This is a genomic window from Streptomyces sp. NPDC053542, from assembly GCF_044544685.1.
GTDB lineage: Bacteria > Actinomycetota > Actinomycetes > Streptomycetales > Streptomycetaceae > Streptomyces.
Window position 1 is genome coordinate 102,312 of sequence record NZ_JBITXL010000001.1, and the last position, 12,773, is coordinate 115,084.

Consider the following 12,773-nt stretch of genomic DNA (forward strand, 5'->3'; position numbering starts at 1 on the left):
GGTCCCATGCTGCCTCCGCTGTGGTCGACCGGCCGAAGATGACGAGAAAAGTACGGACGGCCGCGAAAAGAAGTCAAGACTCTGGCGCAACCGCACCAACTAATGTCTACTGGCCCGGAATTAGTAGCCCTACTTCCTTCGATCACCAAAGGAAGTAGGGGCCGAAACCCGAGTCGAAGGGCGTCACCATGACCGCCGCCGAGGAGCAGCCCGGATCCGCCGCGCACGTCCTCGAACTCGTCGCGAACGGCTCCGCCGCCTCCCGCGCCGACCTCGTACGGGAGCTGGGGCTCGCCGCCTCGACCGTCTCGGCGCGCGTCCAGGAGCTGGTCGACGCCGGGCTGCTGACCGAGGACGGCGAGGGCGCCTCACGCGGCGGACGGCGTCCGCGGCTGCTGCGCGTCCCGGACAGCGGCGCCGTCGCGCTCGCCGCCGACCTGGGCAGCCGGCACATCCGTACCGGCGCCGTGGCCCTGACCGGCGCGGCCTTCGACGTCGAGGAGCGGGCGCACGACCTGACGGCAGGGCCCGGGCCCGCCGTCGAGCTGCTCGCCGAGCGGCTGGCGTCCCTCGCCGAGCGGCAGCGCGCGGCGGGCCGTACGGTACGCGGCGTGGGCATCGGCTTCCCCGGCCCCGTCGATCCGGCGTCCGGCCAGGTCATCGCCCCCTCCCGGATGCCCGGCTGGCATCTGTACGAGCTCCGCGACCGCCTCGCCGAACGCCTCGGCCTGCCCGTACTGGTCGACAACGACGCCAACGTCCTGGCCCTCGGCGAACACCGCGCGTCACACGCCGCCCTGCGGCACCTCGTGGTCGTCAAGGCGGGCCGCGGCATCGGCTCGGGCGTCATCAGCCACGGCCGGCTCTACCGCGGCGCCCGCGGGTCGGCCGGGGACATCAGCCACGTACGGGTGGACGCCGCGGCCGAACGCCCCTGCTCCTGCGGGAACATCGGCTGCCTGGAGACGGTCGCGAGCGGCGCCGCGATCGCCGCCGCGCTGCGCGCCGAGGGCATCGAGGCGGACTCCACCACCGACATCCTGCGCCTGGTCGAGCACGGCGAGCCGCACGCCACGACGCTGGTCCGGCAGGCCGGACGCCATATCGGCGCGGTGCTCTCCGTCGTCGTCAACTTCTTCAACCCCGAGGCGGTGGTACTCGGCGGCGCACTGTCGGGCGCGGAACCGCTGGTCGCAGCCGTACGAGGCGTCCTGTACGAGCACTGCCTGCCGATGGCCACGAGCGATCTGACGATCGTGGCATCGGCCTGCGGCCCGGACGCGGGGCTGCTGGGCGCGGGGCATGCGGCGCTGCGGGAGCTGTCGACGTTTTCCAGCCTGCCCGGCGATTGAGGGCGAACCGCAACCGGAGTGAACGGAGAGCGAGTCACCATGCTGAGGATCGGCATCGGCGGAATGTCCATCGAGTCCAGCCAGTTCTGCCCGCACCGCTCGGCGTACGAGGACTTCCGCGTCACCCGCGACGGCGAACTGCTGGACCGCTACACCTGGACGGACCCCGAGAGCGATCTCGCCGACCTCGTCGAGTGGGTCCCGCTCGTGCACGCCGTGGCGCTCCCCGGCGGCCCGGTCGAGCGCGCCACGTACGAGCGCATCAAGACGGAACTCACGGACCGGATCAGGGAAGAGGAGCCGCTGGACGGCCTCGTCTACGACATCCACGGCGCGATGAGCGTCGTCGGCCTGGACGACGCGGAAGCGGACCTGACCGCGGCCGTACGGGACGCCCTCGGCCCCGACGCACTGATCTCCGCCGCCATGGACCTGCACGGCAACGTCTCACGCGCCTTCGCCGAGCCGCTCGACCTGCTCACCGCGCACCGCCTGGCGCCGCACGAGGACGCCTGGGAGACCCGCGAGCGGGCGGCGCGCAAGCTCGTCGAGCGCTTGTCGCGGGGGCTCGGCCGCCCGCACCGCGCGTGGGTACAGGTGCCGGTCCTGCTCCCCGGCGAGAAGACCAGCACCCGCCTCGAGCCGGCGAAGTCCCTGTACCGGCGGCTCGCCGCCGTCGAGGCGCTGGACGGCATCGTCGACGCGGCGGTCTGGGTCGGGTACGCGTGGGCCGACGAGCCCCGCTGCCGGGCGGCTGTCGTGGTCACGGGCGACGACCCGGACCTGGCCGTCGACCAGGCCCGTTCGCTGGCGCAGCGGTACTGGGACGTACGCCGCGACTTCGTCTTCGTCGGCCCGACCGACGACGCCGACGGCTGCGTCCGCCGCGCCGTCGCGTCCCCCGCGCGCCCCTTCCTGATCAGCGACTCCGGCGACAACCCGACCGCGGGCGGGGCCGGTGACCTCGCGTACATGCTCGGCCGGCTGCTCGCGCACGAGGATCTGGCGAGCGGCCGGGTCACCGCGCTGCACCCGGGCATCACAGACCCGGAGGCGGTCGCGGCGTGCTTCGAGGCGGGCCTCGGCGCCGAGGTGAAGCCGGCGGTGGGCGGCGGGTTCAGCGCGGGCACCGGGCCGCACGCCGAGCCGTACGCGCTGACCGGCACGGTCACCGCGCTGGAGAGCGACGACGTGGGCGGCCGCCGCGCCGCCGTCACCCGGGGCGGCGTCACCGTCGTCCTCACCGAGCGCCGCAGGCCGTTCCACACCCGGGAGGACTTCGGGTCGCTGGACCCGACGGCGTACGACCTGGTCGTCGTCAAGATCGGCTACCTGGAGCCCTACCTCCACGACATCGCCGCCGACTGGCTGCTCGCGCTCACCCCGGGCGGCGTCGACCAGGACCTGCTCCGCCTGGGCCACCACCGTGTCGAGCGCCCCCTCTACCCCTTCGACGACAAAGACTTCGAGAACCCGGATCTCACACCGGTACTCCTTTAGCCGGTACTCCTGCCGGTACTGCTTCAGCCGGATCTCCTGTGTCCCGCTACTCCTGCGTCCCGTACTCCTGTAACCGCGCGGGACCGCACTCAGCGGTCACCGCGGTCGCCGCGGTGACCGTTGCGCCGGGCGCTGCACCGCGCGCACACCGGCACCACGAACCAGCACAGCACGAACCACACCAACATGCCGGCCACCAGCCACAACGCGCCGCTGCTGCCGTGCAGCGCGACGCGCAGGATGAGCAGCATGGCCGACACCATCGTGCAGAGCAGCAGCACCAGCCCGAGCATGGTGAGGCGGGAGGCCCAGGTCACGGTCTGCGGCTTGAGGCGGTGCCCGGTCACCAGCCGGTGCAGTGACACCGGGCCGATGAGGGAACCGGTCGTCGCGGCGCCGAGCACGACCGTGACGACGTACACGTCGCGGCCGACGTCGTCCAGGCGCGCGAAGCCGGGCTGGAAGACGACGGTGAGCAGGAAGCCGAAAAGGATCTGCACACCGGTCTGCGCGACGCGCAGCTCCTGGAGCAGCTCGGCCCAGCGCCGGTCCGCCCGCTCCTCGGGGGTCTCGTGCCGCCCTCTGGCCAGGCCGTCCGGCCCGCCGTCCTCGGTCATCGGCCGGGCTCAGTCGGGCGGCTCCGGCGCGGGGGCGCCGGGCGGGGTCTCGGGCCGCTCGTCCGGAGGCGTGTCGGGCGCGGCCGGTCCGGGCTCCGGTTCGGGGGTCTGCTCGGGCGGATCGGGATCGCGCGGCACGGGTTCCGGGTCGCGCGGAGCGGTCCCGGGCGCGGGCCCGTAGCCGTCGAGTTTCGGTGCTGCGGTGCTGGTCATCGCACCTCCTCACGCATAAATGGTGTGCCGTGACCGGTTACCCCGCACCACGGGGCTCAATCAGGCCATGCCGCCGGGCCGGGCCATGCCGCGGGCACCACTCCCCGGCTACCCCTCGCCGTACGCCTCGCCGCCCAGCTCCAGCGTGGCCGTGCCGGCCGTGGCGTCGGCGAGCCAGGCGAGGAAGGCGGGCAGCTCGCTCTCGGGAAGGCCGATCTCGATCGTGACCGCCTCGGCGTAACGGACGTCCCGGACGTCGCGCCCGGTGGCCCGCAGATCGTTCTCGACCTTGCCGGCCCGCTGGTGGTCGACGGTGACCGTGACCAGCCGGAACCGACGGCGGGTGACCGTGCCCAGCGCGTCCAGGGCCTCCCCGACCACCCCGCCGTACGCCCTGATCAGCCCGCCCGCACCGAGCTTGATGCCGCCGAAGTAGCGGGTGACGACGGCGACGACGTACCGCATCTCGCGCCGTACGAGCATCTGGAGCATGGGCACGCCCGCCGTGCCGCCCGGCTCACCGTCGTCGCTCGCCTTCTGGACGCCGCCGTCGGCGCCGATGACGTACGCGAAGCAGTTGTGCCGGGCGGTCGGGTGCTCCTTGCGGATGCGGGCGATGAACTCCTGCGCCTCGGCCTCGGTCGCCACCGGCGCGAGCGCGCAGATGAAGCGAGACTTGTTGATCTCGATCTCGTGGACGCCCTCGGCGGCGAGGGTGACGTACTGCTCCTGCATCACGCCACCCTAATGCGCGCCACGGATGCTCCCGCAGCCGGACCGTAAGCAGACCGATCCGGCACCGGCCGCCCTGCCGGTCCTACAGACGGACCGGCAGGGCGGTCAGCCGCCAGCTGCCCGGTACCGGTGCCCGCCGCAGGTCGGCCGGGTCGACTGCGAGGGACAGGCCGGGATACCGGGCGAACAGCCGGCCGAAGGCGACCTCGCCCTCCTGCCGGGCGAGCGAGGCGCCCAGGCAGTAGTGCATGCCGTGGCCGAAGCCGACGTGGTCCTCGGCGCGCCCCGCCGGGTGGCGGGTCAGGTCGAGCCGCTCGGGGTCGGTGTAGTGGCGGGGGTCCCGGTTGGCGGCGACCAGGAGCAGCTGTACGGCCTCCCCCTTGCGGATCAAGGTGCCACCGACCTCCGCGTCCTCGGCGGCGTACCGCAGCTGGGTCATGTGCACGGGCCCGGCCCAGCGCATCAGCTCGTGGACGGCGGACGGCAGCAGCGCCGGGTCCTTCCGCAACAGACCCAACTGGTCGGGGTGGGTGAGCAGCGCGGCCGTGCCGTTGGTGATGAGGTGCGCCGTGGTCTCGTGCCCCGCCAGGACCAGGGTGAGGATCATGGTGACCATCTCGACGTCGCTGAGCCGGCCGCCGTCGTCGTCGTGGGCCCGGATCAGCTCGCTGATGAGGTCGTCGGTGAGCGCGCTCCGCCGCTCGCTGACCAGCTCGTGTATGTGCTCGATCATGGCGGGGAACACCCTCCCCACCCGCTCCGGATCCATCGTGATGAGGTCGGCGCCCCAGGCCCGCCACTGCGGTCGGTCCGCCTCCGCGATGCCGACCAGCTCACAGATGACGGTGATCGGCAGCGGGTACGCGAAGTGTTCGAGCAGATCGACGACGCCGTCCTCGGCGTGCTCGGGGAGGCGGTCCAGCAGGTCGTCGGCTATCTCCTCGACCCGCGGCCGCAGATCCATGATCTTGCGCGCCGTGAAGGCACGCGACACCAGTCGGCGGAGCCGGGTGTGGTCGGGCGCGTCGTTGTTCAGGATGGAGCCGCGCATGTAGACGTGGAGGTGCTCGGGCATGCCGAGCATGTCCAGCAGCCGGGTCAGCGGGTCCTCACGCGTGCCGTCCGCCGACACCGCCGCCGGGTTGTTCACGAACCGCGGGTCCCGCAGCACTTCGCGTACCTCGTCGAAGCGGGTCACGAACCATACGGGCGAGTCGTCCATGAACCGGCCCCGGACGACGACCCCCTTCTCCCGCAGCGCGCCGTAGCCGCCGAACGGGTCGGCGATGAGCGCCGGGTCGGCGACGTTCGGCTCACCGGGGTGCTTTCCCACGTGGGCGGTCATCGGGGAGGCCGGTGTGGCGGATGCTTCGGTCATCGTGCGTTCTCCTCCAGGTCGTGGGGGGTCGGTCACGTCAACGACTCAACGACTCCATGACTCGATGGCTCCATGTCTCGATGACTCATTGACGCAATTGCCGCCGCATTTCCTGCTCACTGAGCTCTTCGAGACGCTCGTAGAGCGGGATGATCTCCGACGCGGCGGCTTCCGCGGCCGCACGGGTACGGGCGGCGGCGGATTCGGTATCGGTATCGGTACCGCTACCGGCGCGGGGGCCGGCTGAGGTCTCCAGCGCGCCCCGCAGGGTGTGAGCGAGGATGCGGGCCCGTTCCTCCGCGGCGTGCGGGGCACGGTCGTGGAGCAGCGTTTCGGTCAGGAAGAAACCGGAGGCCGTCGCCAGCAACGCGTACTGCTGCTGCACAACGTCCATATCCACCCGTACGAGCCCATGCTCACGCAGCACTTCGAGCTGGCGGCGCACCAACTGATCCCCGTACGCCGCGAGTTCTGCGAGCTCCTTCTTGGCGATGTCGTTCAACCGGCCGAGGACGTCGGTGTCGGCGCTGTACACGGCGCGCAGTACGGGGTCGGCCAGGAAGTCCCGGTACACCCCGCTCATCATCCGGCTCGGCAGGACCTCCAGCGGGTCGACGCGCATACGGGCCGTCTGGGCACGCTGGCTGCGGAGCTTGGCCCGCAGGATGACGGCCAGGAAGAGCGCGTCCTTGGTCTTCCAGTGCAGATAGACCGTGCCCTTGCCGATGTGGGCGCGGCGGGCGATCTCGTCGATGGTGACGCGCCGGTACCCCCATGCGACCAGCAGCTCCCCCGCCGCCTCCAGAATCCGCTCGCCACGCTCCACGTACTCGTCGCCCCCGTTCCGCCGCCGCCTGTCGACCATTCGTTCTGACTTCGTGACCACATTCGAAATCTGGTCACGAAGTCAACGTAGAGCGACGGGAAGCCCGCCGTAAGACGCTTTCCGGCCACGCGCGCCGAACCGGCAGCCGACCGCTGACCGCTGACCGCTGACCGCCCCACGAGCCACCACCCCTGCCCCTGACCCTGACCTTTGGCCAATACCGGGTACATTGCGCACGCAGGACAACCGCTAGGAGGCCCCCATGCACGGCGAGTACGGCGACGACGACTCCGCGACCATCCGCAGGATCCTGACGGAGCTCGGGGACACCTGGGCCATCGTCGGCCTGTCCTCGAACCAGCGGCGGGCCGCGTACGGCGTCGCGGACGTACTGCAGCGATTCGGCAAGCGGATCGTCCCCGTACACCCGAAGGCCGAGACGGTCCACGGGGAACAGGGCTACCCCACCCTCGACGCCATCCCCTTCCAGGTCGACGTCGTCGACACCTTCGTGAACAGCAGCCTCGCGGGCCAGGTCGCCGACGAGGCGGTCGCCATCGGCGCCAAGGCCGTCTGGTTCCAGCTGGGCGTCATCGACGAGGCCGCCTACGCCCGCACCCGCGCCGCCGGCCTCGACATGGTCATGGACCGCTGCCCGGCGATCGAGATCCCCCGGCTGGGCTGAGAGCCGTGTCTCCGACGCGTCGGTGCGGCACCTCGAAACGCTGAACTGTCAGCGACAGACGGAGCAGCCGTTACCCGTGGCCGGTGGCCGGTGGCCGGCTACAGCGTGAACTCTCCCGACTTCCCCGGTGCGATCGTCGCCGACCGGCCGGCGCACACCACCCGGATCGGCCGCTGTTCCGAGGCCGGAACCGTGATCCGCAGCCGGCCTCCGCTGAGCTGCACGCCGACGTCCCAATGTCCGCGATAGCGAAGCCGGTAGCCGAATTCCGACAGTTGAGGAAGGTTGACCGGGTCGAAGCGCAGGGCGTCCTCCCGTGCCTCCAGGCCGGTCAAACCGCGCTGGACGAGGTCAAGTGTGCCGGCCATCGCACCGAGATGGATGCCCTCCGCGGTGGTGCCACCCTGAGTGTCGGCCACGTCGCCTTTCAGCGTCTCCAGGCAGTGCTCCCAGGCGCCCTGCCGCCGGGCACGGGCCAGGACCCAGCCGTGCACGAGGCTGCTCAGCGTCGAACCGTGCGCGGTCCGGCGCAAGTAGTAATCGACCGTGGTCCGCCACAGGTCGTCATTCATCTCGTGCCCCAACTGCTGGAAGAGGGAGGAGAGTTCGAGAGAGGAGAACAGGTACCCGAGCATCAGGACATCGGCCTGCTTGGATACCTGGTACCGGTTGGGCGTGTCGTTCTCGCCCTCCAGGATGCGGTCCAGCCGCCGGATGTCGCCGTAGCGTGCCCGGTAGGCCGCCCAGTCCAGCTCGGCCAGGTCACCGTATCCCTCGAACTGGCTGACCACACCGGCGTGGAAGGGGACATGAAGGCCGCGCGAGACCTCCCGCCAGCGGTCGAGTTCGCCGTGCCCGATGTCCAGTTGCTCCAGCAGTTCGCCCCGGCGCGGGGCCGGCAGCAACTGGATCGTCTCCAGAGCCCGGGCGAGCACCCAGGCCGCGGTGACGTTCGTGTACGCGTTGTCGTCCAGTCCCGGTTCTGCCGTGTCCGGATACCCGTCGTGGTACTCGTCGGGTCCCACCACCCGCCGGATGCGGTAGCGGTCCAGCGCGGCGTCGTACGTGGCGGCGCTCGACCAGAACCGGGCGATCTGCAGCAGCATCTCCGCGCCCTTGGTGTGCAGGTACGCCATGTCGCCGGTGGCCTCGCAGTAGCGCCAGACGTTGTACGCCACGGCCGAACCCACGTGGTGCTGGAGCCGGGAATGGTCCGGGAGCCAGCGGCCGGAACGCGGGTTGAGGTGCAGGACCTGCGTCTCCTCCCGGCCGTCGCTGCCGCTCTGCCAGGGGTACATCGCACCGGCCCGGCCGACCGTGCTCGCTGCCCGGCATGCCTGCGGCAGCCGCCGGTAGCGGTAGTCCAGCAGGGCACGGGAGACCTCGGGGAAATGGAGGTTGAGATAGGGCAGGACGAACAGCTCGTCCCAGAAGACGTGCCCCCGGTACGCCTCGCCGTGCAGTCCTCGGGCCGGCACCCCCACGTCCAGCTCGGCAGTGTGCGGGGAGAGCGTCTGCAGCAGGTGGAAGGTGTGCAGCCGCAGGATGTCCCCGGCCTGGCCCGGCATCTCCAGACCGGCCCGTCGCCACAGCAGTTTCCACGCGGCACGGTGCGACGCCAGCAGCCCGGGGAAGTCCGGGGCCCGCGTCACGCTGTCGAGCGCGGCCAGCGAAGGATCGCTGATGGCCGGGTCACGGGAGGTGTACAGCGCCACGGTCTTCTCCACCACCAGCGGCGTACCGTCGATCACCTCCGCCGTCAGCCGCCGGCCTGCGCGAGCCGGCTCCAGCAACGAGTGCGAGTCGGCGATACCACCGGCGGTCACCCGGGTCCGGGCAGCAAGGGCGATGCGTACGTCGGAGGTCACGGTGCGGCAGCGCAGCCAGCACGTGCTGGGGTCGACCGTGCCTGTGTGCAGACGGGTGAGGTGCCGGCCGGCGAGATCGCGGTAACGGTCCACGCCGGCGTTGGTCACCTCACCGTCCAGCGCGGATTCGATCTCCAGCGTCCCGGACCATCCGATCGCGGTGAACTCGGTGCGCAGGGCGGCGGTATGGGGGTCGCCCATGTGAACCAGTCGCTTCTGCACCACGCGCAGCTCCCGTCCGGGCCCGCCGTCGCCACGCACGCGCAGGTACCTGGTCAGCGTGCCGCCGTGCAGATCGAGGACCTGCCGGTAGGCCAGCAGGGAACCGTCGTCGGGCGTGAACCACGGTACGGAGTCGTCGTCACCGCGAACGCGGAAGCGCAGGGGCAGCCAGTTCGGCAGGTTGACCAGGTCCTCGTTCTCCACCTGGCGGCCCGCCACGTTCGACAGCAGCCGGTTGTAGCAGCCGGCGGCGTACGTACCCGGGTAATGGGCCGGTCCGGCGGAGGTCTCGGGTGCGGCGCCGCGCGTCGCGAAGTAGCCGTTGCCGAGCGTGCACAGCGCTTCGCGCAGGCGTTCCTGTTGCGGGTCGTACCCTTCGTACTCCCACGTCCAGTCCGCCATCGCCTCAGTCCTCCGCGCTTCCGGGTACCTCGGTCAGCAGCTCGGCCAGGTCACCGACCACGGCATCGGCACCGTGCTCGCGCAGGTCGCGGGCGCTCTCCGGCGTCGCCACCCGGTCCACGCCCACCACCAGCCCGAAGCCGCCGCGCCGCCCCGCCTCCACACCGGCCAGCGCATCCTCCACGACGGCCGCCGTGGGGGCGGTGACCTCCAGCTGGCTGACCGCTTCGAGGAACAGCGCCGGGTCGGGCTTGCCTCGCAGGCCGAGCCGGGCGGCGTCGCGCCCGTCCACGACGGCCCGGAACCATCGCATGATGCCGGCCATCTCCAGCAGCTCACGCGCGTGACGGGAGGCCGACACCGCGGCGCAGGGAATGCCCGCCGCCCGCAGACGGCGCAGCAGGCGAACGGTGCCCGGCCACGTCGGCGCGCCCGACGCGTGCAGCCGTGCGACGAAACGCCGCTCCTTGTCCGCCGCCACGGCCCGTACGGAGTCCGTGCCCGGCTGCTCCCCCACCTCTCCTTCGGGCAGCCGCAGCCCCCGGGAGGCGAGGAAGGCCGAGGCCCCGTCCAGCCGTGACTTCCCGTCCACGTACCGCCGGTAGTCCTCGCGCTCGTCGAAGGGGCGGCGCTGCGCCGGGTCATCAGGTGGGTGAGCACGCAGGCACGCGTCGAACGCCTCCTTCCAGGCGGCCGCGTGCAGCCGCGCCGAATCGACGAGCACACCGTCGGTGTCGAACACCACGGCTCGTACGTCACGCAGGCGCGGCACGAGCCCCGCGCGGGCTCGCGCACGCGCGGCCGTGAATTCCTCCGGACCGCTCACGTCGCCTGTCTCCCTGCTTCCCGGCCGGCGGGCACCAACGTATACGTCTCCCGTCCTGATACCGGCGGTCTCCGGCCGCGCGGTGTGCCGCTCCCATACCGACGATGGCGCGCCCCGCCGGCCACGGGCTGAGCCCGGGACCGAGGGTGCCCTCCTGCGGCGAGCGCTCACCACCAGCAGGGCGGCGGCCCTCCAAAGGCGGTGCGGACGGTGTCGGTCTTCGCTGCCGCCACGGCGAGGCGGCGTCCGCCCTTGCTGCCCTTGACTACGGCGGCGCGCAGACCGTCGCGGGCGAGCTCGCAGGAAAGCGCAAGCCTTGACCCGCTGCAGCCATGTCCGAGTTCTCACGGCCACCGATTCGTGATCGGCCGTCCTCGCACCATGGGGGCCGGACGCGAGCTCAGGGGAACGCGCGGCACTCGGTGCCGTGCGGCCCAAGATCCGGCGGCCTCGGTCACACAACGTCGAGCACGTCTGCTACCGGGCGGCGGGGCGTAGCCGGGCCTCGTGGTCCGTAGCCGAGCCGAAGCACCATCTGCACCTGGCCGGTGCCCAAGCCCGGATCGCGGGCCAGCAGGCGCAGCTCGCGGTCCTCCAGGGCATGGGAGGTCAGGGAGGTGGCCAGGTCGGCCAGCGTGGCCTCCAGCAGGACGCGCTCCAGAGCCTGGCCGGCGCGCAGCCAGTCGGCGGGGCCGTCGCCGGGTGTGCTCAGCAGGGCCAGGTGCGGGGCGTGCTCAAAGGTGGTGGCGCCGCGGTCGGCCACCGGCCGACGCCCGGCGAAGTCCCGTACAGGAGCCTTGCCGTCCCGTTTGCGCGGCCCGAAGGCGTACTCAGGGACGCCGTCGACGGCGGTGTCCGCTTCCGGCCCGATCCGGGTCCAGCAAACCAGGTCCTCGTTGGCACCGGGATCCACGACGTCGCGGCTTTCCGCGTCGCGCACCAGGTCGAGCACGGTCTCGGTGTGCCAGACGCCGGGGAACAGGAGCTCGGCTCCCTCCCGCCCGGCGGCATCCTGCAACGTGGCCCGCACGTCCTCGGGCACGTCCTTGTCGGCGAAGGGGTGACGGCTGGTGTGCCGCTGCCTGATCGCCGGGGAGAGCCGCGCCAGGCCCTCGTCCTGCGGGCGTCCGGCCGGGTTTCCCAGACGCACGGCGGCGAGCAACAGCGGATCTTGCGGCTCGGGCAGCAGTCGCGTCTCCGGGGCAAGGGCCGCGTGCTCGGCGGCGACGCGCAGGTTGAACAGTGCCGCGCCGCAGCCGATGTGCAACGCCCGGTTGTCGGGGTCCGAGCGGGGCATGGCCCGCTCCTGGTCGGCGTACAGCAGCACAAGACGCTCGCCGGTCAGGAAGCGGAAGCGCCACGGCTGCGCGTTGTGCATGGACGGGGCTGCGCCGGCCTCCGCCACCAACTTCGCCACCGTCTTCTCATCAAGTCGCGAGGTCATGGCATCCTCCTCACAGGCTCCGGAACGGCGATCCCGTCCGGGCGGGTGCCCCGAGGCGAAGTGCCCGAGCTGACGGCCCCTGCCGCTTCTCCTCCGAGGACCCGGGTTCATCAGGTCCGCGGGAACCGGGCGGTGACGTACCCGGTGAGGTCGAGGAGCCGATTGGTGCAGCCCCACTCATTGTCGTACCAACGGAAGCCCTTGACCAGTCGTCCTTGGGCCAGCGGGGTGTCCAGCACGCAGGAGCGGGGTCGCCCACGACGTCCCATTCCGCGGCAGTGCGTTCCGCCCCGGACGAGGGGCAGATTCGCGCAGCTCGGGGCCGACCGGCCCTCCCCATGAGGACGTCCAGCACCTGCCACCGTGCTCGGACGCGCGCGACCCTGGAAACCGCCCCCGCACCGTCACCGCACCGCACCGCACCGCACCGACCGAGGCTGAGGAGCATTTCATGGCGGTATCAATCGTCCGGTCCTTCGGCAAGCCGCTGATGATCGACGAGCGGCCGGCGCCGGCCCGGTCACCTGTTCCGTGCCGGATACAAAGATCACCGGAGCCACGGTCGCCGCGATCGACGGCACCGGGCGGATGAAGACACACATCGTCCTCAAAAGGTGATCCGGGCGCGCCTCGCTGCCGCGCCACGTGCGCCGATGAAGGTGCAGCTCCGCGAGTGGTGAGGATCCACGTCTCCCCTGGCACATG

11 protein-coding genes and 1 pseudogene are annotated in these 12,773 nt (G+C 71.6%); 3 read left to right on the top strand and 9 right to left on the bottom strand.

Translation table 11 applies throughout. The features are described from left to right. The first annotated feature begins 188 nt into the window (after nt 1-188). Both ACIGXO_RS00455 and ACIGXO_RS00460 read left to right on the top strand, forming a co-directional pair. Nucleotides 189-1,352, top strand: a complete 1,164-nt coding sequence (locus ACIGXO_RS00455; RefSeq protein ID WP_399778521.1) for an ROK family protein — start codon at nt 189-191, stop codon at nt 1,350-1,352. 39 nt (nt 1,353-1,391) lie between these two features. After that, nucleotides 1,392-2,852: a M81 family metallopeptidase gene (locus tag ACIGXO_RS00460; RefSeq protein ID WP_399778523.1), complete on the top strand. Its 1,461-nt coding sequence runs from the start codon at nt 1,392-1,394 to the stop codon at nt 2,850-2,852. Between the two features lie 89 nt (nt 2,853-2,941). Here ACIGXO_RS00460 and ACIGXO_RS00465 read toward each other — a convergent pair whose 3' ends face one another. The 5 genes from ACIGXO_RS00465 to ACIGXO_RS00485 all read right to left on the bottom strand — a co-directional run bounded on the left by ACIGXO_RS00465 (nt 2,942) and on the right by ACIGXO_RS00485 (nt 6,660). Continuing rightward, complete coding sequence (locus ACIGXO_RS00465; protein WP_399778525.1) at nt 2,942-3,469, bottom strand: DUF6328 family protein; 528 nt, start codon at nt 3,467-3,469, stop codon at nt 2,942-2,944. 9 nt (nt 3,470-3,478) lie between these two features. Next, nucleotides 3,479-3,682 carry a hypothetical protein gene (locus tag ACIGXO_RS00470; protein ID WP_399778527.1) on the bottom strand — a complete coding sequence of 68 codons (204 nt, stop codon included), beginning with the start codon at nt 3,680-3,682 and terminating at the stop codon, nt 3,479-3,481. Nucleotides 3,683-3,790: 108 nt separating this feature from the next. After that, the gene (locus tag ACIGXO_RS00475; protein ID WP_399778529.1) at nt 3,791-4,417 is read right to left on the bottom strand and encodes a YigZ family protein; all 627 of its coding nucleotides are present in this window, start codon (nt 4,415-4,417) and stop codon (nt 3,791-3,793) included. 82 nt (nt 4,418-4,499) lie between these two features. After that, nucleotides 4,500-5,795 carry a cytochrome P450 gene (locus ACIGXO_RS00480; RefSeq protein WP_399778531.1) on the bottom strand — a complete coding sequence of 432 codons (1,296 nt, stop codon included), beginning with the start codon at nt 5,793-5,795 and terminating at the stop codon, nt 4,500-4,502. A gap of 85 nt (nt 5,796-5,880) precedes the next feature. Then, nucleotides 5,881-6,660 carry a TetR/AcrR family transcriptional regulator gene (locus ACIGXO_RS00485; RefSeq protein ID WP_399778533.1) on the bottom strand — a complete coding sequence of 260 codons (780 nt, stop codon included), beginning with the start codon at nt 6,658-6,660 and terminating at the stop codon, nt 5,881-5,883. Between the two features lie 223 nt (nt 6,661-6,883). Between ACIGXO_RS00485 and ACIGXO_RS00490 the strand changes: the two genes are divergently transcribed. Continuing rightward, the gene (locus ACIGXO_RS00490) at nt 6,884-7,306 is read left to right on the top strand and encodes a CoA-binding protein (RefSeq protein WP_399778535.1); all 423 of its coding nucleotides are present in this window, start codon (nt 6,884-6,886) and stop codon (nt 7,304-7,306) included. A gap of 98 nt (nt 7,307-7,404) precedes the next feature. On the opposite strand, the gene ACIGXO_RS00495 is transcribed toward ACIGXO_RS00490, so the two are convergent. The 4 genes and pseudogenes from ACIGXO_RS00495 to ACIGXO_RS00510 all read right to left on the bottom strand — a co-directional run. Then, on the bottom strand, nt 7,405-9,798 hold the full coding sequence (locus ACIGXO_RS00495; RefSeq protein WP_399778537.1) for a glycoside hydrolase family 65 protein: 2,394 nt from the start codon (nt 9,796-9,798) through the stop codon (nt 7,405-7,407). A 4-nt stretch (nt 9,799-9,802) separates the two neighbouring features. Next, nucleotides 9,803-10,624: an HAD family hydrolase gene (locus ACIGXO_RS00500; protein ID WP_399778539.1), complete on the bottom strand. Its 822-nt coding sequence runs from the start codon at nt 10,622-10,624 to the stop codon at nt 9,803-9,805. A 454-nt stretch (nt 10,625-11,078) separates the two neighbouring features. Then, nucleotides 11,079-12,068 (bottom strand): Acg family FMN-binding oxidoreductase, encoded by a 990-nt coding sequence (locus ACIGXO_RS00505; RefSeq protein ID WP_399778541.1) that lies wholly within the window; start codon nt 12,066-12,068, stop codon nt 11,079-11,081. 110 nt (nt 12,069-12,178) lie between these two features. Then, nucleotides 12,179-12,325, bottom strand: a pseudogene (locus ACIGXO_RS00510) (type I glyceraldehyde-3-phosphate dehydrogenase); the annotation flags it as partial. Between the last annotated feature and the right edge of the window lie 448 nt (nt 12,326-12,773).